The following is a 26,248-nucleotide window of genomic DNA, read 5'->3' on the forward strand; positions in this document are numbered from 1 at the left end:
TATTAGTAACTTTTATAACTTGTTGTCAAAAATTTTCCTGTACCAAAGCAAATTTGCTTGTCAAAAGTAATATTGGTACTAGTAAAGAGTAATACAATGAGCAACATCGGTTTGCTGGTAGTAGGGGTGCTAGCAACAGGACAGACACCTCCAGCAACATTGCCAGAACAATTGAAACAAAAGCCAGAGAATCGATTGCCAGAGATAAATGCAACTCAGACTAATTCAATTGTTCCAGTAGCAGAAATCACGCCTCCCGAATTCATTTTGCAGGAGCAAAATATAAACAATATTCCTGATGAATTTACAAAAAATAAGTATAAAAAAATACTTTTAAATAGATCTAAAATAAAATCTCATAATTCCTCTGTGATTGCAGCACAGCCAGAGGGAGAGAAGCAACAAAAACCTATGAATCAACCTGACTTTTCACAGCATCTGGAAAACCCCTCTGCTACAAGCAGAGAGGATTTAAAAATTTCCCCTTCCCTGGGGGCTGGGATTTCTCCACATGACGTCAAAAGTCAGATAAATCAACAAGTTGTCAAAATTACAGAAGAAAACATTTCCTCAGACTCAAATAATCAAATGTCTAAAGTGACATCAGTGTCACAACTTGATGATGTGCAACCACAAGACTGGGCTTTTGGTGCTTTACAATCTCTAGTAGAACGGTATGGCTGCATTGCTGGATACCCCAATAGTACTTTTTTAGGCAACCGTGTTATTAATCGTTATGAATTTGCGGCTGGTTTAGCAGCTTGTCTAGAAAAAATCAACGAATTAATTGCTAATAATACAAATAATACTGTTACGGAAGAAGATTTAATTTTATTGCAAAGATTGGAAACAGAATTTCAAACACAATTACAGGAATTACAGGAGCGTGTCGCAAATTTAGAAGCCCAAACTGAAGAATTACAAACAAATCAATTTTCTCCAACAACCAAACTAGTTGGTCAAGCAATTTTTAGCTTACAGGGAACCAATGAGACGGATGTAGATTTGTTTCCCAGAGACAGAAAACCAGAACGCACAGCCGAAACAAATTTGAATTTTGCCAATAGCGCGCAATTCACCCTAGCTACTTCTTTTTCAGGAAAAGATTTACTGTTAACTAGCTTAGCTTCTGGCAATTTGAATTCTTCTGCGCCGTATGTTTATACCAATATGGGACGGTTGGGTTTTGAAGCCGACACAAACAGTAATGATCTAGTCATCAATGAGTTATCTTATCGATTTCCCGTTTCTGATCAGATCGGATTTGTTGTAGGGACAGCAGGGGTGAATCCTGTGAACACCTTTCGCGGTATTAATCCCCTAGAGGGTGCTGGTGAAGGAGCAATTTCTTTATTTGCTCAGCGTAACCCAATTTTGGCAATTGGCAATAGTACCGGTGGTGTTGGGTTTGATTGGCAGATTAGCGATCGCATCAGCTTACAAGGTATCTATAGTGCCGAAATTCCTAGTTTTCCCAATGATACAAACTTGGGGGGCATATTTGGGGGCAGATATACCACAGGCGCGCAATTAACATTAGCACCTACCGATAATATTGATGTGGGCATACATTATCTTTTCTCCCATTCTCCCGATGGCTTGCTAGGAAATGGTATTGGTGATGCTCAACTCATTTCCCCTTTCGCACCGTCTACAGCCTTTAATACTCACGCTGTTGGTGCTACTGCTACATGGCGGATCAACCCCAACTTGCAATTAGGGGCTTGGGGTGGCTGGACTCACTCAGATCCAGTGAATCTTTCTGGTAGTGTGGAAACTACAAATTGGGCTGTGTTTGCAGCTTTTCCTAACTTGGGTTGTCCTGGCAACTTGGGAGGAATTTTATTTGGACAACCCCCTAAAATCACTTCTAGTACTTTACCAGAAGGCTATAACTTTCCCAACTTTTCTGATGGAGGGACAGCTGGTGGACGTGAGGATACATCTGTGCACGCAGAAATTTTTTATCGCGCCCAGTTGAATAATAATATAGTTCTGACTCCGGGTGTATTCATCATTTTCAATCCTGATCATAATGCTGCAAATGACCCCTTGATAGTAGGGGCTTTGAGAGCCACTTTCCGGTTTTAATTTTTTACTGGTGTAAATATAACTATATTTTCTAGCTAATTACGTAAAATGGCTAGACTAATTAAGCTTTTTGGTAATAGCCACAGGAAAACTACGGTAATTTTTTTGACTGTTTTTGTTCAAAGGCAATTTCATATGCAAGTAAAATTATCAGGTTTTGAAACACAAAAAGACCCTATTCAGAATTACTGTAAATTAGGTTGTGGGATTCTTAGCAGCAGTGGCTTAGCCGCATTTTTAATTGGTTTAGGAACAGCCAGCGCCTCTGCTGAAATTACGCCCTTTCAAATTCAAAGTACTGGGACTATTTCAGGTACTATCCAACTTCCTAGCTTTAATCCCAATTTCAATAACCGTGTTACTCGTGTAGATACCGACTCAACAGGGACTTACAACCGAAATATAGGTTCCAACAGTAATCCCAATTACGTTCCTGTCTACAAGTCAGATTATGTCAAGGTACAAACACGCACTGATGGAAGTTTACATTACTTTGTAGACTTTAAAGGAATTCCGGTTGTTGCATTCGACGGTATCCTCAATTCCCCAGTGTTATCTGGTGGTGAATTGACGCCCTATACTTATCAAGGAAAATTACCAGGAACTAAATATCAGGGCGTAGTTCAAGACGAATTTGGACTCACAAAAGCTTTTTACACGGGTATCGTTACCGATCCAAAAACAGGACAGCAATATGAAGGTACTTTTCAAGTCAGTGGACAAGGTCCAAGATATAGCGATCGCAACGGTGGCGAAAGTCCTACAGTCTTTGATTTCAAATCAGATATTCCAGGAAAACCAACGGTAACATCCTATAAAATGACCAACAGCCCGTTGGTAAGATTGACGATTAATGTACCTGCGGATGCAAAACTCGTCACCCCACCCACCACAGGCGGCGGTAGTAGCACACCTCCCACTTCCCCAACTTCCCCCACCTCCCCCACTCCTCCAGCTCCCCCAATTTCCCCTCCATCACCCAGTCTCCCCATCACCACCTCCCCATCACCCCATCTCCCCATCACCACCACCACCTCCCCATCACCCCATCTCCCCACCACCACCACCACCTCCCCCACTCCCACGCCTGACATAGAATTTAGTAGCGGTAATTCCATTGCAGTCAATTCACCAGTTTTCAATTCCGCGTCCATGTGTGTGCAAAATTCTGAGAACTGTCGGACAAAAGTAACATTGACACCCAAAAAAGCGATCGGTCCCCGCAGTCGAGTACTGCTACGCTAATAATTCCTTTCTGGAAAACAACCCAGCCAAAGTGAAATCTATAAATATAGTCAGAAACGGAACAAAATCCCATAATGACAATTCTGTTCTGCGGTAGTAGCCTATTTTTTTGTTCTGGCTATACTAGGAGATTAATACACCTGTTTTCCCAGCAATACCAACGCAGAGTCAGTTTCTATGTACACAAACTTATTTTCTCAAGTTCCATGAAACCGATTTGCTAGGGTCAAGCAACAATCACAGTCAGATTTTCTTTGTTTGAGGAATCAAATAACTAAGTTCACATCTAGAAAATACGTAATCACTCACACACACTTCTAAGGAAGCAGCGATGAAAGCGGAACTGATTGAATTGATGGCTAGAGTTGTACAGGTCTTACAAATCAACATGCGTTGGATGACCTGGAATTTATTTTTGGCATTTATACCTTTAGCTTTGAGTGTTTGGCTGTTTCGCTTCAAACGTGGGCGTTCTTGGGTTTGGTGGCTAGGATTTTTGGTCTTCTACGCTTTTTTACCAAATGCACCCTATCTATTAACTGATGTCATTCACCTCATTGAGGATATCCGCACAATTCAATCTGTGTGGATGATTACTTTGGTGCTAATTCCTGTATATTTCTTAGTGATCATGGCTGGTTTTGAAGCCTATGTTATATCTCTAATAAACGTGGGATACTATCTGCACCGCATTGGCAAGAGTCAATGGATTATCTGGATGGAAATGACAACTCATGCCTTGTGTGCTATTGGTATTTACTGGGGTCGATTCTTGCGTTTTAATAGTTGGGATTTTGTAACTCAACCGGATGCTTTGTTGACTAGAGGTGTAGAAGAAATTTTGGGTAAGCAGCCTTTGGTAATCATTGCAATAACTTTTGCTATACTTGTTGGCTTACACTGGCTAATGAAACGAGTAACTTTAGGTTTTGTGAGTCAAAAGAATAAAAGTATAGTTATTCAGCCAACAAGCATGAATACTAATAGCCATAATGCTGGTTAACTAAATCAATTTTGGATTTTGGATTGAGACACTTTTTTATATAGGTTAGTGGTTAGTAGATATTGATAAAAAATAAACCAACAACTAACTACTAACTATTACATTTGTCGTCGTGCGGCTTCTAAAATTAGGCGTTGCTCAGCACGAGCGATTGCTTGATATGTCCTCGATACTGCTTCTGGTTCTACGGAGATGGAGGAAATACCCCATTTGATCAAATGCTCTATAATTTCGGGATACAGCGCTGGTGCTTGACCACAAATAGAGCAAGGTATTCCTGCTTCCCTGGCTGTGCGAATAAGCTGAGCGACAGCGTTCATAACTGCTGGATGACGTTCGTCAAATGCTTTTGCGAACTGTCCCTGCTCTCTATCTACTCCCAATATTAATTGAGTGAGGTCATTGGTTCCAATTGAAATTCCTTGCACACCAGCTTTGACATATTCTGGTAGCAGAAATAACACACTTGGTACTTCTGCCATAATCCATAGTTGAAAATGGGGTATCTGAGTTAACCTTGCTTTCTGTACTTTTTGACGGCAAAAGTAAAATTCCTCTACTGTACGTACAAAAGGTAAGAGTAAATTGATATTGGTATAGCCGGCTTGCTGTACATTTGCCAAAGCAGTTAACTCTAACTCAAAAACGGTAGGATTGAGCAAATAGCTGAATGTACCGCGTTCTCCCAGCATGGAATGGGGTGAAGGTTGTAAATTGTGGCTAAAAGATTGTAATTCACGCGATCGCCAGTCCAATGAGCGATAGAAAATAGGTTTTGGTGCAAAAGCTTGGGCAAATTGCATAATTTGTTCGTACCATCGCTCTAGCAATACATCCTGACGCCCATTGTCGAACCACTGTAGGGGGTGTTGTCCCTCCAGTATATTGAGTACCATCAGTTCTGAGCGCAATAATCCTACTCCATCAATGGGCAAAGAAAGCACTTGCTCAATCAAGCTAGGCTGGCTTAAGTTCACTAGCAGCCGAGTAGCAATCATGGATTCCTGGGTTGAGGAGTTAATCTTGGACGAGGTAGAGTCTTGTTTTTGTGTTGGAGTATGCTGAAAATTTGTGCCAAAAGTTGCGGAGGATTCACTATCACTTTTTAAAAGTGGCGAAACACCTGGATGTAAGTAATTTCTCTTGTGTAAACGCTTGGCTGCTTCCTGTAGAGGTGCAGACTGGTTTAAAAGTGGTGTGTGATGGGGAAAGGAGAGAAAAGACAATAATTGATCTGATTGTCTTGTCCCAGTGTCCTCTTCTTGAGCCTCTGTACCAAGGCGATAAATTTCTCCTTGATCACCGTCTATTAGTAATCGCTCACCATTAGGAATTACAGTCGTAGCATTTGCCACGTTTACTACTGCTGGGATACCTAATTCCCTAGCCAGAATCGCTGCGTGACTGGTTAGACCTCCCTGTTCCGTGATAATACCTGCTACTTGTTGCAATATTGGTAGCCAATGAGGCGTGATGGCTGGTGCAACTAAAATTATTCCTTTGGGCAGTTGTTCTGGTCTTTGGGAAGAATGAATAACATGAGCAGCTGCTGTTACACGCCCTGTTGCTGCCCCTAGTCCTTTAATTAAGTGAGTATTGTAAACTCCAGATAGGGGTGTATTAATTTGCGTTATATAAAGTATTCCCGATGGAGTTTGTTGAGAAATAGTCCACTCTAGGGTGAGGTTTGTACCTAGTTCTCTCACAAGTCGATTTGTCAGCCTGATCAACTGTTGCAAATATTCTTCTGACAAAGCATATGCTTGTTGTTGGGCTTCATTGAGCAGATATACTTGCAAACTAGAGTCATCTAGTTTTGGCAATGATATTGAAGTGGATTGCAAATCAACCCCACAACTTCCATTGTTAATACAATAAGCGAGTGGTTTATACCCTAACTGCTGTTCTTGAACAACACCAGTTTCTGGTTGGATGTAGTAGACATCTGGTAAAACTTCACCGTGAGCGATCGCAATTCCCAATCCCCAAGTGGCTTGAATTTCCCAATGAGAAGAGTTAGTACTCACCAAACCACTGGCAATTGCATTGTGGATTGGTTGCACCAAAACTGCTAAATTAACTTGTTGGAGATCAATTCCTGCCTGTTGCCAATATAAAAGACTCCTAGCGCGAAACAATTGACCCCAAGTCCGCTTGAGTGCTAGAGCGATCGCTTCTGGTTCACAGTGACAGACTTGTGATTCTAACAAACCAGAGATACTCGCAATTCCCTGCTTACCTGTCGGAAGTGTTAAACTTGGGCGGAAAATCAGACATTGAGTTTCCCATTTTTGAGTTGCTTGTGAGATAGTACTTAATAATTGAGATTGTACAGTCGCGCTAATAATTTCTTGACGCAATCGTTCAGCTACCTGCTGAAGCTGACGCCAATTCCCAACATCCAAATGCAGTGAAGAATTCGGTAAGTCAGCAATTAATGCTTCTGAACTGTTGAGATTTTCGAGAAATTCTCGCAAAACTGATGCTGGGATGACAAAACCAGACAGCACCGGATAACCACGCTGCATGATTCTGCTTAAATAGAAAGCCTTATCACCAACTTCGGCGCGATCTAGCAGTTTAATTTGCTCAAGCCAGTAGAGTTTATCCACTCAATTAGTCAGTTGTCAGGTATTGGTTGTTATTTGTTGGTTCCATAGACGTACTAGCGGTTTTTGTTGGAGCTACCAACAATCAACAAAGAACAAAATCCCACTAAACTAAATTTCAGCGTCTACGTACCACTAAGACTAGCGCTAAATTTTCTAGAAATCTATCTTAAGCTGAGTAAATGGACACAGCTTGTTAACAGGGTTTCTAGCTTGCGGTGTTGCGGTTGAGTTTATACTTAAAGATGCTAAAGATTAAATTTATATAACTTGCGTTATTATCTCCTGAATTTGCCGCAGCTTTCACATGTTCCTAGTCAACATATTATGTAAACTGAACAACAAGCAAGTAGATAGCTTATCTTTGAGGTTGACTTTTTGGTGCTGTTAGCTTCTGGGCATTTTATAAACAAAAATGTATACCAAAAATCTTATCACAACACCGTAATCACAAGAGAGGGGACAGTATCAGAAGACAGCACGCAACTGTAGCCGAGTACTGGGCGATCGCTTTTTGAGATCATGACAACATATGTAGCACATGGCACTACAATTAATGGTATCACCGAATACATTCTTCTTGGCACCTGATGATTGGCCTAACATAGCCTTTAGACTTTGCCTAGCAGTATTTTTGGGTGGGATAATCGGCTTAGAACGTGAGCGCAGACGCAAACCTGCTGGCTTAAGAACTCATATGTTAGTGAGTGTTGCTTCTGCAATTTTTGTCATCGTTATTTTACAAACAGACATAGAACCAGGAGATTACAATGGACTCAGTCGCGTCATTCAGGGTGTGGCAACAGGTGTAGGATTTCTAGGTGCTGGAGAAATCTTGCGAGAAACCTCAGACGAAGAATCTCCAAGAGTAGAAGTTCGTGGACTCACTTCAGCAGCTGCTATTTGGACTTCCGCAGGCTTAGGGATTACAGCTGGATGTGGTTTGTGGCAACTAGGACTACTAAGTATTCTTGTGTCTTTTTTAATTCTTTATGTTGTTAAAGAATATGAAAGACGGATATAGCAATAGGTAATGGGTAATTGGTAATTGGTGAGACTACTTGCCGTCTTGGCTTATGCCGAGATGGCAAAGTAGCGAACCCGAAGGGTAATGGGTGATGGGTAATATTACTTGAATTTTGATATTATTAGATATATTTATTCCAAATTTAATAATAATTGAAAAGTAATAAAACCTTTTGAAAAATTTCTTCCTTATCTCTAGTTTGAATAATAGACTTAACTAAATTCACAAATTCCCAATCAATTTCTATATCATTTTCAATAGTTTTACTAGCAGCGTAAAAGCTGACATCGCCAACTTTTAATTCATTAGTAGTACCTGTTTGCCATCCAGGATTTTTACTGTCCCAAGATAGTGATTTTCCCCTTAAAGTGAATTGAAACCATGTTATTTCATGATCCTGGAGTTCAAAAAAGACATCAAAATAAGCTTCTTCTCCTTGGAACCAAATTCTTGTTTTACCTGTTTGGGGATCTTGTTTGAGAATATTTTGCTGAATTTCTCGCAATGAAGCAGCTAATAGTGTAATTTCATTTTCATCTAATACAATACTATACTTTAACATCTTAGAATTATTCCTAATTAAGGCAGCTGTCTTGAAAAGAGGATCTAGAGATTAGGAAAGAGGAATTTTCATTCTCTCACTACGGACAGCCACCCGTAGAATTTTATCTACAGTGGCGGCGATTCAGGCATAACTAACTTGAAAATAAAGAAAAACAAACAACGGCAATCCCAGTTAATTGCTTACAATATCGTGTTTTATCGTTGGTAATTGCTAGAGAAGAGTGTTTTAACCCATTACCGATACCGAGGCATAACATTAGGTTTCAGTAGACACAATATAAATAACTTTCTGCGTTTCATTGTAAGCAACTTCCAACTACTGATAACTCAATTTTTTATTTCAAAAACTTCCTGCTAGATAACAACTTAAAAGCCCTATATTACTTTTTAAAACACAAATTTCAATTCTACAACCGGGAAATTACATAATAAACTTCGTGGCATTTCTTAAGAAAAAGATAAATAACCACTCCTTAATCTTCAGCACCCAATAACCAAAACCCACTAAAAGTCATCCCTGAATCATCAGGCTGCACTAGTAAAAAGTGTAATCCACGACTTTCCTGCTTGCGCTGTTCGTAAACCCTACCTGCGGCTACCACCTCTGGATCTGTAAACGTCACCAAAATCCATCTATCTACCAAACCAGCTTCCAATACCAATCCATCCGGCGCACCTGCAACATAATTTAACGCCGCAGGACGTGCCTCCTGTAACCACCGTGCCAGACGCATTGATTGCCGTCCCCCATAAATTATCACACCGGGAACCGACACCGTTGACGCCAAACCCAAATTGATAGGTTGAAGAAACTCCGGCATCACCAAAATCGGAATAGGCTGTTCTGTAAAAACCTCCACCACCTTACCAGCTGACAAAGTCGCAAACCGCCACTCCTCCCCCCAGAGATTCTCCGGTAGTGGTGCGGGAGGTGGTTTATCTACCACTGTCGGATATTGCTTTTCCTGTAACCACTGCTTAAGGGCAAAAGTGCGCCGTGTAGGTTCAACATTGATACCCAAACTGCGTCCTGCTTGCTCAATTAAACCCAAACATTGAGGGCGAAACACCTGAATTACATCTGGTAAATTTCCACCACCAGCCAGTTGCAACTGAACAGCAACCCAATTAGAATTTACCTCCGACTGGGGACAGCTTGTTTCAAACTGAAAACTGCGATTGCGATCGCAAATCAGCAACTCCCATAAAACTTGTCCTGCTGCCTGTTGTCGCCGATGATGATAAAAATCAGCTTGCCAAGTGACCATAATTTACCATATTAAACAACCGAACCACAAAGACACAAAGACACAAAGATTTCTTAGTGCCTTAGAGCCTTAGTGGTTCATTCATATTAAACAACCGAACCACAAAGACACAAAGACACAAAGATTTCTTAGTGCCTTAGAGCCTTAGTGGTTCATTCTCATAACACTAGGCGTTTAATGCCATCTTTGATTAGAGGGACATTAAAGTTAATTAGCAGACCCAGACGGCATTTTGAAAGTTTCAGATAAGTTAATAATTGAGCCGTATGCACTGGTAACAATGTTTCTACAGCTTTTAGTTCAACTATCAAACATCTATCAACAAGCAAATCAACTTTAAAACCAGCCTCTATATAGAGGTTGTCATAAAGTACTGGTAGTGGAACCTGCTTTTCAACACTCAATCGCCTCTTGGTCAATTCATGTTCCAAGCACAGTTCATAGACACTTTCTAGCAAACCAGGCCCAAGGGTAGAATGCACCTGAAAAGCTGCATCAACAACTTGTGTTGCCACTTGATCTAATTCCTGGGAAATAGGTTTTCTTGGTGTCTTGGAGTCTTGGTGGTTCATTAATTCTTATACCAACACTTTGGCTAGAATCGGCGGTACTGTGACAGCAATTTCTGGGACGTACACTTGGGAAACGTAGTCAGCAATCATGCGATCAGTGTTAAACAATGGTGCATTGGTTTTAATGGAAGCCTTCATCATTTGTATCCAACCGTGGGGAATGCCGTTAGCATCCTGGTTGTAGTAGAGGGGAGTGATTTCCTCTTCTAACAATTGATACAGTGATTCAGAATCAATGCGGTCTTGTAGTTCTTGATCGCTGGTGTGAGCATCTTCGCCAATCGCCCAACCGTTGATGCCTTTACCGTTGGCGTCGCTTTGATAGCCTTCGCACCACCAGCCATCGAGGACGCTGCAATTGATGCCACCATTGAAGCAGACTTTTTGCCCACTTGTACCGGATGCTTCTAGGGGACGGCGGGGGTTGTTTAACCAGACATCGACGCCTTGGACGAGTTTTTGAGCGGTGTAGATGTCATAGTCTTCGATGAAGGCGACGCGGTTAGTGAGGGCGGGATGTTTGCACCACTCCATCAAGCGTTGAATAATTCGCTTACCTTCTTCATCGGCGGGGTGTGCTTTGCCAGCGAAGATAATTTGTACGGGGCGATCTGTGTTACCAAAAATTCTTAAGGCGCGTTCGGTGTCACGCAAGAGTAAATGACCGCGTTTGTATGGTGAAAAACGTCTGGCAAATCCAATGGTGAGTGCTTGGGGATCTAGGAGGGTGTCGGTGGCTTGAATTCTTTCGTATTCTTCGCCTCGTGCTTCTCTCGCTTTCTTAACTTTATGGCGGGTGTGAGCAATGAGTCTTTCTTTGAGGATTTGGTGTCGCCACCATAGTTCTTGGTTGGGGATGTCGTCTACTTTCTGCCACATTTTGGGATCAACTGCCCGGGTTTTCCAGTCACTTCCTAAATACTGACTGTACAATTCTGCTATTAGGGGTGCAGTCCAAGTGGGTGCATGGACTCCGTTGGTAATGTAACCGATGGGGACGTTATCTTCAGAACGATTGGGATACATGACTGTCCACATCTGGCGGGAAACTCGTCCGTGTAACTCACTGACGCCGTTGGAGGTGCGACACATCCGCAATGCTAAAACTGTCATGCCAAAGGGTTCCCAGGGATCACCTAGTCGGCGTGCGCCCAATGCTAAGAATTGTTCACGGGAAAGGCGTAGTTGGGGCCAGTAGTGGGCAAAGAAGGAGTCTATTAAATCTGGGGAGAAGACGTCATGACCGGCGGGAACTGGTGTATGGGTGGTGAAGACACACCGTTGGCGTACGTCTGCTTCGATGTCGTAGAAGGATTTGTTGGTGCGTTCTATTTCTTGGCGGGAAATTTCCAAGGTGCAGAAGGCGGCGTGTCCTTCGTTGAGGTGGTAGACTGATGGTTGGATTCCTAAAGCAGTTAAGGCACGGACGCCACCAATTCCTAGAACTACTTCTTGGGCTATACGGGTTTCTTGATTACCGCCGTAGAGGTGCGCTGTTAACCAACGGTCAATGGGATCGTTGTCTTCGCGATCGCTATCTAAAAGATAAAGGATGACTCGCCCGATTTGCACTTGCCAAATTTGTACTTTTACCCGGCGCTGGCGAATTTGTATTTCGATGGTGAGGGGTTGTCCTTGTTCGTTTTTGATTAATTCTATGGGCATACGGTGGAAGGGGTTATCCACGTAATAATCTTCCTGCCAGCCGCTACGGTTTAGGCGTTGGCGGAAGTAACCTTGACGATACAGCAAGCCAACACCAACCATCGGTACGCCCAGGTCTGATGAAGATTTGAGATGGTCCCCTGCAAGAATACCTAAACCGCCAGAGTAAATTGGTAAGGATTCATGAATGCCAAATTCGGCGCAAAAGTAAGCGATGGGATGTGCGATGGAAACTTGTGGTGCAACTCGGCTTACCCAAGTATCTTTTTGGGTCATGTATTCGTCGAATTCTTTGGCAAGTGCAGAAATTTGCTTGAGGTAAAACGGGTCTTCTGCAAGCTGGGTGAGGCGTTCATAGGTTGCTGATTCTAAGATGGCGACCGGGTTGTGTCCGCAACGTTCCCATTCTTGGGGATCGATGGTTTGAAATAAAGCGATGCGATCGCTAGTCCACGACCACCAATAGTTATAAGCCAAATCTGCCAAGCGTCGTAGCGGCAAAGGCAATTTTTCACTCAAGCGAAGTGCTGCTGTCATTGCAATGTTTTTAGTCATAATTGGTTTGTTTAGTTTTGTTAGTTTACTAGTCTATTAGGACAACTAAGGCGACTATTTCCATGAGTCATCCAGAATCTTTTAACAGGAAATCCTGATCACTGATCACTGTTAACTGATTACTGCGGAACCTTTTGCCGTCGCCTTTTTTGCTGGTTGCTCTCTTGCGTTACAGTGGTTTATCGACAAAAAACCTTATACAAGTGTCTCGCTTTTACTTTTTAACTTCAATTAAATCATCCTGCTTTTTTTGCTGATTTGGACGGTGTGACACTTCAATTTTATTGACAGTGTTTTAAATTATTTTTGATATTTTTAAGTTTTATTTAAATATCCTCTAATTTAGAGAAGTTAAAAGTCAAGTTTTCCAAACATTTAGGGATAAAAACTCTCAGAAAATTAAAACCTAAAAAATATCGCTGCAATTATTAAATAAAAATAAATTTCTTTAACCCTTTAGCTCCACAGCCGGAGGATGAAAAATAACATGGATAAAGTTTCGATGGTCTTGCATTTAGAAAAGGTAACAGAACAGCACTCTGATTTACTTTACTTCTATCTAAGCGACCCGAGATTATATGAATACCTAGATGATAAAATCCCGGCTCTTGAAGAACTTAAGCAAAAGTTTAAGTTCGCTGCCCTGGAAAAATCCCCAGATAACGACACTATGATTTGGCTGAAGTGGGTGGCGAGACTCCTAGATCACCAATATGTTGGAGTTGTCGAGATCGGTATTTTCGATAACGGATACGCGGAAATCGGCTTCATGACTTTTGCAGATTTCCAAAATCGGGGGTATGCTTCTGTTTACTGCTCCTTAGCGATCATTGAAGCCCGAAAGCGCTTTGAATTTCCTGCACTTTACGCTTGTGTCAACGCTCAAAATTATGCTTCCCGTAGGGTGATCGAAAAGCTTGGATTTGCTCTGCACAAGATTAACAAAAATGCGGAGTTTGTCAAAGGAAAATTTTCCGATGAACTCATCTATCGTCTGATCTTTGGGATTTAAAAGGCAAAAGCTTATCTGATAAGACTTTTGCCTGCTGCTTTATTGTAATAGCGCGATCGCATGATGACGAATGTGATCTTCAATAAAAGAGGCAATAAAGTAATAACTGTGGTCGTAGCCTTCTTGATAACGCAAATTCAAAGGTTGATCTACTTCTATACAAGCTTGTTCAAATGTATCTACAAGCAATTGTTCAGCTAAAAATTTATCAGCAGTGCCTTGATCTATGAGAATCTGACTGTGGTATCCAACTTGCTTGACTAACTCACTAGCATCATATTCACACCAAGTTTTTTGATCCTCACCTAAATAGCGACTGAAAGCTTTTTGTCCCCAAGGACAACGCATCGGTGCAGCAATTGGTGCAAAAGCAGACACAGATCTATATTGTTGAGGATTTCGCATTGCACAAATCAACGCCCCATGTCCGCCCATAGAATGACCAAAAATGCTTTTTCTTTCTGTGAGAACAAGAAAGTTTTCGGCAATCACAACAGGTAACTCATCAACAATATAACTATACATACGATAATGCGATGCCCAAGGTTCAACTGTAGCATCAACATAGAAGCCTGCACCCGTGCCAAAGTCCCAATCGTCATCTTCTCCCGGAATTCCAGTGTTGCGCGGACTAGTATCTGGTACTACTAACATTAAGCCGTACTTTGCTGCAAAGCGCTGCGCCCCCGCCTTTGCCATAAAGTTTTCTTCTGTGCAAGTCAAACCAGAGAGGAAATAGAGAACAGGTACTGGTTCATAACTTGCCTGTGGTGGTTGGTAAACTGCAAAGCGCATTTCACCATTGCAGCTAAAGGAATGATGGTGATAAAAGCCAAGTTTGCCATCAAAGCATTTTGATTCTGAAATAAGCTGGACAGACATAGTTTATTGATTAAATTAGCTAAACTTACGGATGGAGGAAGCTATAAGAAGGCAGAAGGCAGAAGCAAAGAAAAGCTATTTTGCTTTTTATGCTTTTTCAAGTGCATATTTATCTCCGCCATACTGCGCTGTTTAGATTTAGTTAAAAACATACTATGAACCAAGAACAACAACATATTTTCAAGTCCAAATCTGTTTCAGACTCATCAATAGCTGGAAAAGATACTGAACAAGAACCTCAGGAAACAAAGGAAAAAGTTGCCTACATCCATAAAACCGATCGCATTCGAGCCTGGAGTGAATTTATTAAATCTGTGACTCCTTATGTTTGGGTAGCTGTGATCATGATTGTGTTGATTCCGTTGCTAGGTAAATTTTTAATAGCAGATTCATCGACACAAGAACATGTGATTTCTCAACCTCCAAAAGACAATATAGTGATTGTTGAGAAAAAAGCTCCACCCACAGGAATGGAAAGTGCGATCGCAACTGCCATTACAAACGCTCATTCTCAATCTCAGAGTTTCGCTGCTGTAAAATTAGATGCGTGGGTTGATGAGCTAATGACTCGCGTTGATGATAGTTTTTTGGATTGGTATTTTAATTACTTCAATCAAAAAAAACTGGAATTTAGTACTCCTTTTGTATGGTTAACTTCAGCCGTAGCCCACTGGACAAATGCCAATAATCCCTCTCCTGCACAAGCAGTTGCCGAGAAATTAACAGAGAATTTTCAAACAGAATTTGCTAAACGCGTTCTTAGACCTAAAGTTGCCCAACTGGAATTGGAAAATATCACCAAGGATACTATAGATTTATATGTTGCTCAGTTGAGTCAAAATATTGCTGAGATTCAAAGTAGTTACAAGATTCCTCAAGTAGATTGGGAGCGTTATCTAGGCGATATTGCGATTACTATTAATGATACAGAGGGCAATATATCTAATTTATCTTTAAAGATTTTAACTGGAGGTAGCGCTTATTTGCTTACGAAAGCAATGATCCCCACCGTGACAAAAGTGGGCAGTAAAGTAGTGACATCCTTTGCTGGCAAAGCAGGTGCAAAAATGGCTGCTAAGACTGGTGGTGCAGTCGCTGCAAAATTAGGTGCAGAATTACTAGATCCAATTGTGGGTGTTGGGATTATTATTTGGGATTTGTGGGATTATCACCATACAGTAGCTGTGGAAAAACCTATTTTGCGAGATGCCATTTATGATTATTTACAGCAAGTCAAATTATCTTTGCTAAATAATCCAGAAAATGGCATTATGTCAGCAATTAATCAAGTAGAAAGTGGAATTATTCAAAAGATTCATAATCTTGCTTAAAAGCTACATAATTCCTAAATACTATATTTACATAGATTAACTGTAATTTAATTAACAGTTATACATAACATAAAACGTAGCCTTTCCATGCTATAACCATGTGCTAGCAGGTTAAACTAGGTCTGACAACAGCGGTTTTACCGTTCACAATGAGGCTTTTATGGCTGCTGATCTGGTACAGATTGCCAATTACTTAGATAACCTTGGTTGGGATTATCGTGTAGATGAAGAAGAGGAGCGTATTATCACAGGTGTAGAAAGTGATAATGTTGAGGACTTTTTAATTGTTGTCCAATTAGATGAGGATGGGAAGTTTTTTCGCTTATTTGCACCACAGGTTTTGGCAGGAGTGCAAGATCATCCCCACAAAGCAGCCATTCTCCAAACCATGCTAGCGATCTCTTGGGAAACCAAAATGCTGCAATGGGAATACGATCCATCCGATGGTGAAATTCGTGCCATCATAGAGTTTCCCTTAGAAGATTCAATTCTTACAGAAAAACAATTTAACCGTTGTTTGAGTGGTTTAATTCAGCTTGTTGATAATGTTGCCATACCTCGGCTGCAAGCGGTGATGGAAACAGGTCAAGATCCAGGTAACGTAGAACTAGGAGAAAGAATTTTATTAAGTATTCAAGAAGAAGCCCCAGGATTGCTAGACCTGTTGGAGAAAGCAATGGAAGCCCGTAAAAAGCGGGGGAGTTTTCCGAATGAATGAGCCGAATGAGTAATGAAATAGCTATACTCCAAAGTGATACGCTCAATATACTGAAAGTTTTCTAGGGTTGGATATTATGACTTCTTATGCAACCTCCTCTGCTAAAGCAGAAATGAGTGAACTCCGGCGTCTGAAGGGTTTGCTACCACCAGAATTGCAAAGTTGGGTAACTGTTGAAGGTACAACAGAGGTAAATCCACCCCTGATCCGTTGCGAAGAAATTGGCAAAGACCAAGTAGAAATTCAAATTGACTTGGTGAAATGGGATACGCTGGCAATGGATCAGCGCAATTTACTGTTCTGGCACGAAGTGGCCCGCATCCAAAATGACACGATTCCCAAAGATGGTTGGGAAATGGCAGCCTTAGCAATTGGTTTAGGTGGTGCTGTTGGTGAATTATGGGTACAGGATGCTTTATTGCTGATATTAGCTTTGGCGCTTTGCGGAGTATCTGGTTGGCGGCTTTATCAAAAAAACAATGGAGAAAAGCAACTGAAAGAATTTATTGAAGCTGATGAAAAAGCGATCGCTTTAGCAACTCGTTTTGGATATAGTCTTCCCAACGCTTATAAAAGTTTAGGTAGCGCTTTAAAAACCCTAATTGATATGACTCCTAGCAAGCGTCAACGGTCTAAATACGAAGCACGACTCTCAGCCCTCAAACGCAGTGCCAATAAAGTCAAAGCAAAATCCAAGACTACTGTGGATGAAGGAATATATTAGGCAAAATCGCAAGAAAGGAGAAAAGGGGGACAAAGGAGACAAGGGAGAACATCTTCACTCCTCATACTCCTGACACTCCCCCCACTCCCCCTACTCCCCATCACTTACTCTACGTGTCGCCGCTTCAACCAAAAACCAGCTAACCCCAGTACCACTAACCCAGCAGTTGGAGTTGATGTTGGTGTACTCTCAGCTTGCTCGAAATTACCCAGTTCAGCAGCATTCACCCTAAATGAGTAGAGGAAGCCAGGAACTAACCTTTGACCTCTTGGACAATAGCTATCAATAGGTACTTTGCTTACGCTAGTACCGTCTTGATTGCTACAAACGTCAAATTGTACGTCATCATCATTCTGTGTGACGCTATAGTCATTATCAGTACCAACTAGTAGTGCATAGGAACCATTTCTGAGTCTGGGGCCAATTGTTAGTCCCTCGATCTTTTCTGGTATCTTTGTCCAGTCTCCGGGATTCTCAGGACTCAATGCTTGTGCAATATCTAAAAAGAGAGTTTTACCAACTGGATTGACACCATCTGGTAGTGTGTTAGTACCTGTTAGATTAATGCCACTAACGTTAGTTGCACCGACCAGGTTAATCTTGTAAATCCGCTTGCTAGCAACAGGATTAGGAATGTCAGTGGGGTCATCAGCCAAATCATTCAGCACGTCTACCCCAAACCCACGATTGTCTCTTTCCAATACCAAGAATTCTTGATCATTAAGAGCGGTAATGGCACTGATGCCGATATTCCGACCTTGGGCACTTTTTCCAAAATCATCATCAGTACCAGGAATGCGATCGTTGATATCTGTTAAGCTTTCTAGTTGATAAATGTACTGAGCCGTGCTTTCGCCAGTAGCTATATCAAATTCTACCAAGCGTAAATTACGGCTGTAGCGTCCGTCGTTCTTGCCGTTATTATCTACGCCTTCATTCACCAGTGGGGCTTGCAGCATAGCAAATAACTTTTTGCCATCTGGACTGATAGTTAACCCCTCAAAACCCCGATTATCTTGACGTCCACTCGTAATGGTTGGACGACCATCGACGTAGTTGAGAGTGCTTCCAGCTTTGGGAATTATATTATCTGGAATCACAAATGCTCGTACGAAAGAACCATTGGGAGAAAATTCGTATACAGAGGGGCCATATTCATCGGAAACGTAAAAATTGCCATTGGGAGCAACAGCAAAACCCTCTGGATCAAAACTTTGCCCAAGAACTGCTTTATCACCGTTGAGTAATTCTGGGTTCAAGCCATTGAAAGCTTGACCATCTTTTTTGAAGACAATTGTCTCTAGGATTTTAAATTTTCTAATTTTCCCTGTGATTGGGTTAACATCAAGGGTAAATTTTTGTACGCGTGTTTCGTAGGGGATGACACCACCACCAGGGCCGCGATCGCTCAAAGCGTAGTAAATGTTATTGACGCGATCGTAGTACAAATCTGAGAAAAATCCCAGGCGGTTTTGATTGGCACTGTTGCCAGCAAAAGGGTATAAATCAGTACTCCTACCCGGAATAGTCAAGCTATTGCTGAGGGAGATACCGTAAGCAGATGTCGTATAACCTGTAACACTCAGTGCTAGCGAACAGGCAAGTATGGAAAGCCAATATCTGAATCGAGCCATTGTTAATATTCAAAACATTACTGTTTTTCAGCATTAGACTTCCGTATTAAGACTAGGTTAACTGTCAAACTAAGTACACTTTTTTACATCAAAATTTTACAATCTTTACTTATTCTTGCTTTTGTCTTTATAAAATAACGCTAGTAGTTAGTAGATAGTGGTTACTAACAAACCACTATCTACTAAACTCTAAAGCTGATTCAGCATCTTATGCGTCTGAGGTATAACCCGCACTTGCTTAACAAAACGTTTCATCAAAGCTTGCCACATCAATACCTGTTCTGGAGAAGGAGCAAGCACTGGATTTTCGGTCAATTGTTCAGAAGCGGGTAAAGGTGTGACAGGTTGTAAAAACACTGGAATTGATGGACTTACCTGTGCGACTAATGAAGCAGAATGTTCCAATTCACCAGGATCTGTTTGTTTAGAAATAATGATTTTGACAAAAACTTCTACTTGTGATTCGTAACAGAGTTGGAGAAATTTGGCGTGTTCTTGCCAACGATTTTCGCCACTAGTACTAGGTAGTTTCAAATCCATACCCACAGAGTCTAAATAGGGCAAAATCATTGCCAACTGTTCTGGACGATGACCACCTGTCTCTAAATATATAGGTAAAGCAGTAACATTACGTAATTGTGGTAAAAATTCCACCAGAAATGCTGCATGAAGAAGAGGTTCGCCACCAGTCAAGCTAATGCTATCGTGTAAAGAAGGTATATTTTGCCGCTCGATCCATTCGAGTAATATAGGTAAAGGGACAGGATTGGAGTGGATTTCAAAATCGCGTCGTCCTGGCGATCGCTCGATCCTACAGGTAGCGGGTGCATTCCAAGTATGAGCGCTATCACAGAAATGACAGCGCAAATCACAAAAAGCAAAGCGAATAAAAATCTGACGTGTCCCGACATTCAGTCCTTCCCCTTGAATAGCGGAAAAGACCTCTACCAGACGTGCTACGGGTGTAATACCAATTTTATTAGTCATTTGATGATAACAAGGCGTATGTGCCCTTCCCGCACAAAGCAAGGATGTTTCTGAACTTCTTGTTCTATTGTGAACCTTACTGGCAGTCTCCAATTTCAACTCCAGTAACTAGCTGTCCGGAAAAGAAACTTTTACCCATGGAGCAAAAGTAAAGGGGTCACTATCCTTTGATCTTTTCTCAATTTCAACTCTTTCATAATCTGGGTAGCGGACTACTGGCGATTAGTTATGATTTGAACTAATCGCATCTCAGCTTAAGTGATTCACTAAAACCAACTAATGTTTGGCATATTACATTGACTGACATGGCAATGAAAGTGCAGGGTTTCATGATTAGCCAACCCCAAGAGGTAGATTTTCCAGTGATGTTCTTACATGACACGGCGATAGTACAAGTATCAGAGCGATTAAGCGTGCTAGAGGCGGTAGCCTTTAAGCAAACTTGCCAAAATATCACCCAAGCAAACCCAATCCCTCAGAAAATCATCATTGACTTTCAGCAAACTACTTTCATGGATAGTAGTGGTTTAGGCGCTTTGGTAAGTAATTTTAAAATTGCTCAAGATCGAGGGATAGAATTTATACTGCGAAATGTGACTCCCCAAGTCATGGCTGTACTTAATCTTACAGGGCTAGAAAAGGTTTTTTTCATTGAGTCAAGTGACTTACTGCCAGTACCTTCTAAGAACCAACTCGAAGAACAGCTACCAACCACACATCCTTCTGTTCGTTCTTGGATGAAACGGTTAATAGATATTGTTGGGGCATTAGTAGGTTTAGTTATTGTAGCAATTTTGTTTATTCCTATTGCTGTTGCGATCGCAATAGACGATCCCGGCCCAATTTTCTTCAGTCAAGTTCGCTGTGGTTGGATGGGTAAACGCTTTCGGATTTGGAAATTCCGCTCCATGTATGTTGATGCTGAAGCTAGAAAAGCCGAATTGGCAAAACATAACCAAGTACAAGGGGCATTTTTCAAAATTGACAATGATCCCAGAATTACAAAAATCGGACGCTTTCTGCGGCGTACAAGTTTAGACGAACTACCACAGTTTTGGAATGTTTTAAAAGGAGAAATGAGTTTAGTCGGTACAAGACCACCCACACCCGACGAAGTCGAACGTTACGAAGTACCAGAATGGCAACGTTTAGATGTAAAACCGGGTATGACTGGAGAATGGCAAGTCAATGGACGATCTACTGTACGTAAATTCGAGGATGTAATTCGTCTGGATTTGCAATACCAAAAAAACTGGAGCTTGCTATACGATTTAAAGCTAATTTTGAAAACAGTAGCTATCTTGTTTCACAAAAACAGTGGTGCTGTCTAGCTTTATTCTACAAAGTATCCTTCCAGAGGTTTAGGGGCATTGTTACTAAAAAATATCAGGTGACAAAGTGAGGTTTTGATTGCCCCACCTCTATAGAATTAAAAATGTCAACGATTCACTCCTTGCACTTTTTATTATTGTCTGCACTTAATGCACTTTATTTATATTTTTAAAATTTCTAAGTAGAAAAACTTACGTTCAATAAAAGCTCGTAATCAGGGTTTTAGCTGTTTAAACAAGGACTAAAGTCAGATAAATCTGATTAAGACAAGGTTTGGGTCAGTTGAAACTGACTTATGCTCTTAGTTTTGAAATTAATTCCCAGAGGGGATATGGGGTAGGCGCAATATTTCATACATTAGGAAAAGCAAAGGCAGGTGACATCGACATCACCTGCTTTTGTGTTCTGTCTGCCGACTTTGGTAATGGAAAATTTACAGTTCCTTATGGTGATTAAATTATGAGAACTTTTAAGTAATAACACGTAAAAACTTCAACATTTTTTACACAATATAATTGAATAAATTATACTAGTACAAATTATAATTTAGTGTTAAATTTTACTCAAAATTTACGTATCAAACACTGACATTAAAACAATCCCAGGAGAAAATTCAGATAGAAGCGCAATTTTTGTCTGAAATCATTTTCGGAAGAAATTGACTGAATTAAATGAAAAACGGGGTTGTTTTAATTAATTTGATATGCGGATTTTAATTTACTCTTACAACTACTATCCAGAACCCATAGGTATAGCCCCCCTGATGACTGAATTAGCAGAGGGACTAGTTAAACGAGGGCATCAAGTACGTGTAGTTACTGCTATGCCAAACTACCCCGAACGCCGGATTTACGATGCATATAAAAACAAATTGTATTTAACTGAGTATAAAAATGGTGTTCAAATTCAACGTAGCTATGTCTGGATTCGTCCTCAACCTAACCTACTCGACCGGATTTTACTAGATGCAAGCTTTGTTGTCACAAGTTTTGTGCCAGCTTTAATGGGTTGGCGTCCAGATGTAATTCTTGCTACTTCGCCATCTTTACCCGTATGTGTACCAACTACCATCTTAGGATGGTTACAAAATTGCCCTGTAGTCTTAAATCTTCAGGATATATTGCCAGAAGCAGCTATTCATGTTGGTTTAATTAAAAATCAACTACTTATTAAAGCCTTTACAGTATTAGAAAAATTTGCCTACCGCACTGCTACTAAAATTAGCGTCATTGCTGATGGATTTGTAGAAAACTTGCTCAATAAAAATGTAAAACCTAATAAAATTGTACAAATACCCAACTGGGTTGATGTTAATTTTATTCGTCCTTTACCAAAAGAAAATAACTCTTTCCGCACAGATCATAAACTCAATGATAAATTTGTAGTTTTATATTCTGGTAACATTGCCCTCACTCAAGGCTTGGAAACAGTAGTAAAAGCTGCTTCAAAATTGCGACATATTCCAGATATTACCTTTGTGATTGTAGGAGAAGCCCAAGGTCTACAAAGATTGCAACAAGAATGCCAAAATTGCGGTGCAGATAACGTTTTGTTACTACCTTTTCAACCGCGCGAAAAATTACCAGAGATGTTAGCAGCGGCTGATGTTGGTTTGGTAGTACAAAAGAAGAATGTAATATCCTTCAACATGCCATCTAAAATTCAAGTTTTACTTGCCAGTGGTAGAGCATTAGTTGCATCTGTACCTGATAATGGTACTGCTGCAAGAGCAATTAAACAAAGCGGTGGTGGTGTTGTCGTTCCTCCAGAAGATTCTGATGCCTTAGCTAAAGCAATTTTAGATTTGTACCAACACCCTGAAAAAGTTAAGGCTCTTGGCTATAACAGTCGCCAATTTGCTGTTGAGCAATATTCCTTTGACCAAGCTTTAAATAACTATGAATCTTTGTTTTATACAATGATTTCTGATAGCCCAGCAATTCGGTCAACTGTTGTGTCTAAGCAAGAAGTGTAAATCAGTTAACGGTAATCAGCGATGAGTGATAAATGATTTACTGGTTAAAGTTGGGGCATTGTTAAATCAGGAAATTAATGGATTCTAGAAGCTGCTTTTTTGCTGGCGTCATATGATGCAGCTATTAACGATGTTCCCAAATTTTTGACAGCTTGTACCAGTTCCGCACCTGCTTTTTCTGGTGAACCGACTCCAAACGGAGGTGAGGGGTTGTACTCCAACATCAATTCAATCAACTTGGCAGTATCTTCACTACAAAGCATTCCTGCAATGGTTAAAGCAAAATCAATCCCTGCTGTCACGCCTCCCCCTGTGATTCGGTTACGATCCACAACCACCCTTTCTGTAGTGACTTGCGCTCCCATCAGTTCCAGTTGCTCTCGAAATGCCCAGTGCGAAGCAGCCCTATATCCCCGCAGCAATCCAGCTGCTCCGAGGATGAGCGAACCTGTACAAACAGCAGTTACATACTTGGCCGTCTTGCCATGTTTCTGCAAAAAAGTCAACATTTCGGTGTCTTCCATCATTTGCACTGTACCAAAAGATCCTCCTGGTACACACAACACATCAAGTTGTGGACACTCATCAAAGGTTGTGTTGGGTAAAATTGTTAACCCACCATTGCTCACCACAGGTTCGAGTGACTTCCACAATAGTAAAACCGAAGTGTTGGGCATTAAAGAAAAAACTTGGTGTGGTCCAGTGATATCTAGCTGAAACATGTCTGGGTAAATGACTAAACCAATAGTGTTTTGAAACTGATTATTCATACTGCAAATTTAAAAGTGTGCAATGAATACAGCTATCCTAGAGTTAAATATATTGGTTGCCAATTACCCAGTTGAGTACATTTTTGCTATGTCTGGTAGCTTTCAGGCACTGATTCAAAAAATAGCGATCGCTCCTAATGAATTACAACTGCGACTAGATTATATGGATGCAGTAGGGGAATTGTTTGCTTGCCAACACTGGGGTATTTATTTGCATGACAGTCTGGGAAAATGTGCCACGGTTGATATCAAAGGACTACCAGACAGCTTTATCGATTACTACGAAACTGTTGGTGCAGCGATTGATCCAGTCATGGATTACGTGATCGAACATCATGTTCCCGCCCATGAGCAAGTTATTTTTACAGAAACAGCTTGGAAGCAGAGTCAACTGTATCAAAGTGGTTGTGGTAGGATGTACAACCACGAACACATTATGACTGGACCTATTGTTGGGCAAGGAAAACTAATTGGTACAGTTCACTTTGCCCGCACCAATGGGACATCTGCCTTTAATTCTCAAGATTTAATGTGTTTAAGTGCGCTTTGCGCTCATATTTCTGCAAAACTAGCTTTCTTGCGAGCAAAACAACAGCTAAATCAAATAGCTTGTTTAACTCATCGAGAATTACAAATTGCTTCTTTGGTTGCCAAAGGTTTAACTAATGCAGAAATTGCAACCGAACTTTGGATTAGTCAAAATACAGTCAAGCAAACTTTAAAGCGAATATTTCGTAAGCTGAATGTATCCACACGAGCAGAGATGGTAGCACGATGCCAAATGCCTCAAATTTAAGGAGTAAAAAGAAAAGTACTAGAGATGGTTTGTCGTTTAAAAGCCAAAAAAACATTATCTAAGTCTTGACCTGACTAGCCAATAAACTTCAAAATGATATTGAGCCGAAATGTTTCCAAGTGTGAATCTTTCTGGATAAACCTGCTTTTGGGAAATTCCAGGCTCAGGTTGACTCACCCGTCAGGGAAGAAACTTTATCGGATTTACCAGATTCTACTAAGCAATGAATGTTCACAAAACGGTTCCCTTCATCAGCAGAGTTCATGAGTACAGCTTTTTCACCTTCTACACAACTTTATGCTACACAATCAGATTTTAATTATGAACAAAAAATGGGCAGTTAAACGAATTACCGTCAACTTGGCATCAAATGAAGCCAGTAAGCTGGAAAAATATTGTGATCAGACTGGTAGGGCAGCTACAGATGTGATTAGGGAACTTATTCGAGCGCTACCAATGACTAGAACTGAGCAGAATTAGCATTTTTTTGGAATTTGAAAGACGATTTTGGCAAATTAGTTTTCAAACGAAATAAAATCCCAAAACTAGTTTGAATATGTTCCCTCATGATAAACACACACGAGGTTCCTTAGCCAATTTTTTGACTAAGGATATTTTTATTTTTACTCCACACTGAATTACCTGTGTGTTTTCCAGTTAAAATTTAAGAACATCTTTTACTATTTTATTGACATTCCCTATTCTCCAATACCATTTTGTTGATTACTTTTTTCTAGATAAAATAGCTAAGCTACAATTCTTGCAATGACTTCTATCTTACAGTTGGTGTAGAAAGTTAATTTATGGGTAAATCTTGGATCAACTCCCGGATTACATCTATAGCTGCTTTTCCTGTCAACTGACAATACTTTTCCAGTTTTCTGGCTTCATCTGGTGTCAATTCTAGAGTAACTTGTTGGACTGATAATTTTTCGCTGGATGTTACAAAAGCTGGAAATATATGTGCAGCAGTATCATTCATTGTTCTTATATTTACTTATGTAAGTTCAACAATATTGCCAATCCTGAACCATCTTTACCAGTGAAAATCTAGATTTTGATATCTAACTTAAGCTTTTTAATTATTCTTTTTTCAAGAGCCATAAAGCATAAGCGCTAATATACGCTAAATATGTAAAGTACTGGTAGCAGTTTTAATTTGGAATTATGATAATGTACTTATCCACGTGATGAGGCTCGTATTACCTATATCCACACACATCCTTATCTTTTATTTCATCCACAAATAAATTTAGAGGCTTGAAACCTTAATTACCGAACGTAGAGGACTAAATTATTTAGTATAAATTTTTGGTGTTGCTGAATTTGGTCATGAATTATGTTTGTATACATTTTTGTAGAGACGTAGCATCGCTACGTCTCTACATACCCGTGAATTGTAAATTCATATCTTGCAGCAACAACAATTTTTTGGCGTTGCTGAATCTGGTCATGAATTATGTTTGTATACATTTTTGTAGAGACGTA

At 40.5% G+C, this 26,248-nt stretch carries 23 protein-coding genes; 13 read left to right on the forward strand and 10 right to left on the reverse strand.

Features of this window, described 5'->3' with window-relative positions:
* Nucleotides 1-96 precede the first annotated feature (96 nt).
* From NIES592_RS18260 to NIES592_RS18270, 3 genes are all read left to right on the forward strand, one after another.
* Entirely contained in the window at nt 97-2,091 is a 1,995-nt protein-coding gene (locus NIES592_RS18260; protein ID WP_073556503.1) for an iron uptake porin, read from the forward strand.
* A gap of 135 nt (nt 2,092-2,226) precedes the next feature.
* Nucleotides 2,227-3,336: a hypothetical protein gene (locus NIES592_RS25350; RefSeq protein ID WP_073556518.1), complete on the forward strand. Its 1,110-nt coding sequence runs from the start codon at nt 2,227-2,229 to the stop codon at nt 3,334-3,336.
* A 331-nt stretch (nt 3,337-3,667) separates the two neighbouring features.
* On the forward strand, nt 3,668-4,339 hold the full coding sequence (locus tag NIES592_RS18270; RefSeq protein WP_062250268.1) for a DUF1361 domain-containing protein: 672 nt from the start codon (nt 3,668-3,670) through the stop codon (nt 4,337-4,339).
* A 98-nt stretch (nt 4,340-4,437) separates the two neighbouring features.
* Here NIES592_RS18270 and NIES592_RS18275 read toward each other — a convergent pair whose 3' ends face one another.
* Nucleotides 4,438-6,951 carry a putative PEP-binding protein gene (locus NIES592_RS18275; protein WP_073556504.1) on the reverse strand — a complete coding sequence of 838 codons (2,514 nt, stop codon included), beginning with the start codon at nt 6,949-6,951 and terminating at the stop codon, nt 4,438-4,440.
* Nucleotides 6,952-7,489: 538 nt separating this feature from the next.
* On the opposite strand from NIES592_RS18275, the gene NIES592_RS18280 reads away from it, so the two are divergent.
* Nucleotides 7,490-7,972 carry an MgtC/SapB family protein gene (locus NIES592_RS18280; RefSeq protein ID WP_062250272.1) on the forward strand — a complete coding sequence of 161 codons (483 nt, stop codon included), beginning with the start codon at nt 7,490-7,492 and terminating at the stop codon, nt 7,970-7,972.
* A 145-nt stretch (nt 7,973-8,117) separates the two neighbouring features.
* Here the strand turns inward: NIES592_RS18280 and NIES592_RS18285 are convergent, their stop codons facing one another.
* The 4 genes from NIES592_RS18285 to glgP form a co-directional block, all read right to left on the reverse strand.
* The gene (locus NIES592_RS18285; RefSeq protein ID WP_073556505.1) at nt 8,118-8,537 is read right to left on the reverse strand and encodes a hypothetical protein; all 420 of its coding nucleotides are present in this window, start codon (nt 8,535-8,537) and stop codon (nt 8,118-8,120) included.
* A gap of 475 nt (nt 8,538-9,012) precedes the next feature.
* Nucleotides 9,013-9,807, reverse strand: coding sequence for a Tab2/Atab2 family RNA-binding protein (locus NIES592_RS18290; RefSeq protein WP_062250275.1), 795 nt, complete (start codon nt 9,805-9,807; stop codon nt 9,013-9,015).
* 158 nt (nt 9,808-9,965) lie between these two features.
* Nucleotides 9,966-10,379: a GxxExxY protein gene (locus NIES592_RS18295; RefSeq protein WP_062250276.1), complete on the reverse strand. Its 414-nt coding sequence runs from the start codon at nt 10,377-10,379 to the stop codon at nt 9,966-9,968.
* 6 nt (nt 10,380-10,385) lie between these two features.
* Entirely contained in the window at nt 10,386-12,599 is a 2,214-nt protein-coding gene (gene glgP, locus NIES592_RS18300; protein WP_073556506.1) for an alpha-glucan family phosphorylase, read from the reverse strand.
* Between the two features lie 487 nt (nt 12,600-13,086).
* Here glgP and NIES592_RS18305 point away from each other — a divergent pair, with 487 nt between their 5' ends.
* Nucleotides 13,087-13,611 (forward strand): GNAT family N-acetyltransferase, encoded by a 525-nt coding sequence (locus tag NIES592_RS18305; RefSeq protein WP_073556507.1) that lies wholly within the window; start codon nt 13,087-13,089, stop codon nt 13,609-13,611.
* A gap of 39 nt (nt 13,612-13,650) precedes the next feature.
* Here the strand turns inward: NIES592_RS18305 and fghA are convergent, their stop codons facing one another.
* On the reverse strand, nt 13,651-14,493 hold the full coding sequence (fghA, locus tag NIES592_RS18310; RefSeq protein ID WP_073556508.1) for an S-formylglutathione hydrolase: 843 nt from the start codon (nt 14,491-14,493) through the stop codon (nt 13,651-13,653).
* Nucleotides 14,494-14,648: 155 nt separating this feature from the next.
* Here fghA and NIES592_RS18315 point away from each other — a divergent pair, with 155 nt between their 5' ends.
* The 3 genes from NIES592_RS18315 to NIES592_RS18325 all read left to right on the forward strand — a co-directional run bounded on the left by NIES592_RS18315 (nt 14,649) and on the right by NIES592_RS18325 (nt 17,266).
* Nucleotides 14,649-15,824: a hypothetical protein gene (locus NIES592_RS18315; RefSeq protein WP_073556509.1), complete on the forward strand. Its 1,176-nt coding sequence runs from the start codon at nt 14,649-14,651 to the stop codon at nt 15,822-15,824.
* 160 nt (nt 15,825-15,984) lie between these two features.
* Nucleotides 15,985-16,542, forward strand: a complete 558-nt coding sequence (locus NIES592_RS18320; RefSeq protein ID WP_009460174.1) for a hypothetical protein — start codon at nt 15,985-15,987, stop codon at nt 16,540-16,542.
* 76 nt (nt 16,543-16,618) lie between these two features.
* Nucleotides 16,619-17,266 (forward strand): DUF3318 domain-containing protein, encoded by a 648-nt coding sequence (locus tag NIES592_RS18325; RefSeq protein WP_009460181.1) that lies wholly within the window; start codon nt 16,619-16,621, stop codon nt 17,264-17,266.
* 104 nt (nt 17,267-17,370) lie between these two features.
* Here NIES592_RS18325 and NIES592_RS18330 read toward each other — a convergent pair whose 3' ends face one another.
* Nucleotides 17,371-18,900, reverse strand: a complete 1,530-nt coding sequence (locus NIES592_RS18330; protein ID WP_073556510.1) for an esterase-like activity of phytase family protein — start codon at nt 18,898-18,900, stop codon at nt 17,371-17,373.
* Nucleotides 18,901-19,089: 189 nt separating this feature from the next.
* Nucleotides 19,090-19,887 carry a 7-carboxy-7-deazaguanine synthase QueE gene (locus NIES592_RS18335; RefSeq protein WP_073556511.1) on the reverse strand — a complete coding sequence of 266 codons (798 nt, stop codon included), beginning with the start codon at nt 19,885-19,887 and terminating at the stop codon, nt 19,090-19,092.
* A 305-nt stretch (nt 19,888-20,192) separates the two neighbouring features.
* Between NIES592_RS18335 and NIES592_RS18340 the strand changes: the two genes are divergently transcribed.
* The 3 genes from NIES592_RS18340 (at nt 20,193) to NIES592_RS18345 (ending at nt 23,194) form a co-directional block, all read left to right on the forward strand.
* Nucleotides 20,193-21,218: an anti-sigma factor antagonist gene (locus NIES592_RS18340; RefSeq protein WP_016871453.1), complete on the forward strand. Its 1,026-nt coding sequence runs from the start codon at nt 20,193-20,195 to the stop codon at nt 21,216-21,218.
* Between the two features lie 283 nt (nt 21,219-21,501).
* A complete protein-coding gene (locus NIES592_RS24675) occupies nt 21,502-21,675 on the forward strand; it encodes a hypothetical protein (RefSeq protein ID WP_218600603.1) in 174 nt (57 codons plus the stop codon).
* A 247-nt stretch (nt 21,676-21,922) separates the two neighbouring features.
* Nucleotides 21,923-23,194, forward strand: a complete 1,272-nt coding sequence (locus NIES592_RS18345) for a glycosyltransferase family 4 protein (RefSeq protein ID WP_073556512.1) — start codon at nt 21,923-21,925, stop codon at nt 23,192-23,194.
* A gap of 74 nt (nt 23,195-23,268) precedes the next feature.
* Here NIES592_RS18345 and NIES592_RS18350 read toward each other — a convergent pair whose 3' ends face one another.
* Nucleotides 23,269-23,964, reverse strand: a complete 696-nt coding sequence (locus NIES592_RS18350; RefSeq protein ID WP_073556513.1) for a DJ-1/PfpI family protein — start codon at nt 23,962-23,964, stop codon at nt 23,269-23,271.
* A gap of 22 nt (nt 23,965-23,986) precedes the next feature.
* Between NIES592_RS18350 and NIES592_RS18355 the strand changes: the two genes are divergently transcribed.
* Nucleotides 23,987-24,760, forward strand: a complete 774-nt coding sequence (locus tag NIES592_RS18355; protein ID WP_443134930.1) for a LuxR C-terminal-related transcriptional regulator — start codon at nt 23,987-23,989, stop codon at nt 24,758-24,760.
* A 321-nt stretch (nt 24,761-25,081) separates the two neighbouring features.
* Nucleotides 25,082-25,240 (forward strand): CopG family transcriptional regulator, encoded by a 159-nt coding sequence (locus NIES592_RS18360; protein WP_073556514.1) that lies wholly within the window; start codon nt 25,082-25,084, stop codon nt 25,238-25,240.
* A 316-nt stretch (nt 25,241-25,556) separates the two neighbouring features.
* Here the strand turns inward: NIES592_RS18360 and NIES592_RS18365 are convergent, their stop codons facing one another.
* A complete protein-coding gene (locus NIES592_RS18365) occupies nt 25,557-25,742 on the reverse strand; it encodes a hypothetical protein (RefSeq protein ID WP_062250297.1) in 186 nt (61 codons plus the stop codon).
* Nucleotides 25,743-26,248 lie beyond the last annotated feature (506 nt).

The sequence above is a fragment of the Fischerella major NIES-592 genome (genome assembly GCF_001904645.1).
GTDB classification, from domain to species: domain Bacteria; phylum Cyanobacteriota; class Cyanobacteriia; order Cyanobacteriales; family Nostocaceae; genus Fischerella; species Fischerella thermalis.

What these genes read in the sequence shown, in the direction of transcription:
- NIES592_RS18260 (WP_073556503.1), top strand. Translation starts at nt 97, where the DNA reads ATGAGCAACATCGGTTTGCTGGTAGTAGGGGTGCTAGCAACAGGACAG.
- NIES592_RS25350 (WP_073556518.1), top strand. Translation starts at nt 2,227, where the DNA reads ATGCAAGTAAAATTATCAGGTTTTGAAACACAAAAAGACCCTATTCAG.
- NIES592_RS18270 (WP_062250268.1), top strand. Translation starts at nt 3,668, where the DNA reads ATGAAAGCGGAACTGATTGAATTGATGGCTAGAGTTGTACAGGTCTTA.
- NIES592_RS18280 (WP_062250272.1), top strand. Translation starts at nt 7,490, where the DNA reads ATGGCACTACAATTAATGGTATCACCGAATACATTCTTCTTGGCACCT.
- NIES592_RS18285 (WP_073556505.1), bottom strand. Translation starts at nt 8,537, where the DNA reads ATGTTAAAGTATAGTATTGTATTAGATGAAAATGAAATTACACTATTA.
- NIES592_RS18290 (WP_062250275.1), bottom strand. Translation starts at nt 9,807, where the DNA reads ATGGTCACTTGGCAAGCTGATTTTTATCATCATCGGCGACAACAGGCA.
- NIES592_RS18295 (WP_062250276.1), bottom strand. Translation starts at nt 10,379, where the DNA reads ATGAACCACCAAGACTCCAAGACACCAAGAAAACCTATTTCCCAGGAA.
- glgP (WP_073556506.1), bottom strand. Translation starts at nt 12,599, where the DNA reads ATGACTAAAAACATTGCAATGACAGCAGCACTTCGCTTGAGTGAAAAA.
- NIES592_RS18305 (WP_073556507.1), top strand. Translation starts at nt 13,087, where the DNA reads ATGGATAAAGTTTCGATGGTCTTGCATTTAGAAAAGGTAACAGAACAG.
- fghA (WP_073556508.1), bottom strand. Translation starts at nt 14,493, where the DNA reads ATGTCTGTCCAGCTTATTTCAGAATCAAAATGCTTTGATGGCAAACTT.
- NIES592_RS18315 (WP_073556509.1), top strand. Translation starts at nt 14,649, where the DNA reads ATGAACCAAGAACAACAACATATTTTCAAGTCCAAATCTGTTTCAGAC.
- NIES592_RS18320 (WP_009460174.1), top strand. Translation starts at nt 15,985, where the DNA reads ATGGCTGCTGATCTGGTACAGATTGCCAATTACTTAGATAACCTTGGT.
- NIES592_RS18325 (WP_009460181.1), top strand. Translation starts at nt 16,619, where the DNA reads ATGACTTCTTATGCAACCTCCTCTGCTAAAGCAGAAATGAGTGAACTC.
- NIES592_RS18330 (WP_073556510.1), bottom strand. Translation starts at nt 18,900, where the DNA reads ATGGCTCGATTCAGATATTGGCTTTCCATACTTGCCTGTTCGCTAGCA.
- NIES592_RS18335 (WP_073556511.1), bottom strand. Translation starts at nt 19,887, where the DNA reads ATGACTAATAAAATTGGTATTACACCCGTAGCACGTCTGGTAGAGGTC.
- NIES592_RS18340 (WP_016871453.1), top strand. Translation starts at nt 20,193, where the DNA reads ATGGCAATGAAAGTGCAGGGTTTCATGATTAGCCAACCCCAAGAGGTA.
- NIES592_RS18345 (WP_073556512.1), top strand. Translation starts at nt 21,923, where the DNA reads ATGCGGATTTTAATTTACTCTTACAACTACTATCCAGAACCCATAGGT.
- NIES592_RS18350 (WP_073556513.1), bottom strand. Translation starts at nt 23,964, where the DNA reads ATGAATAATCAGTTTCAAAACACTATTGGTTTAGTCATTTACCCAGAC.
- NIES592_RS18355 (WP_443134930.1), top strand. Translation starts at nt 23,987, where the DNA reads ATGAATACAGCTATCCTAGAGTTAAATATATTGGTTGCCAATTACCCA.
- NIES592_RS18360 (WP_073556514.1), top strand. Translation starts at nt 25,082, where the DNA reads ATGAACAAAAAATGGGCAGTTAAACGAATTACCGTCAACTTGGCATCA.
- NIES592_RS18365 (WP_062250297.1), bottom strand. Translation starts at nt 25,742, where the DNA reads ATGAATGATACTGCTGCACATATATTTCCAGCTTTTGTAACATCCAGC.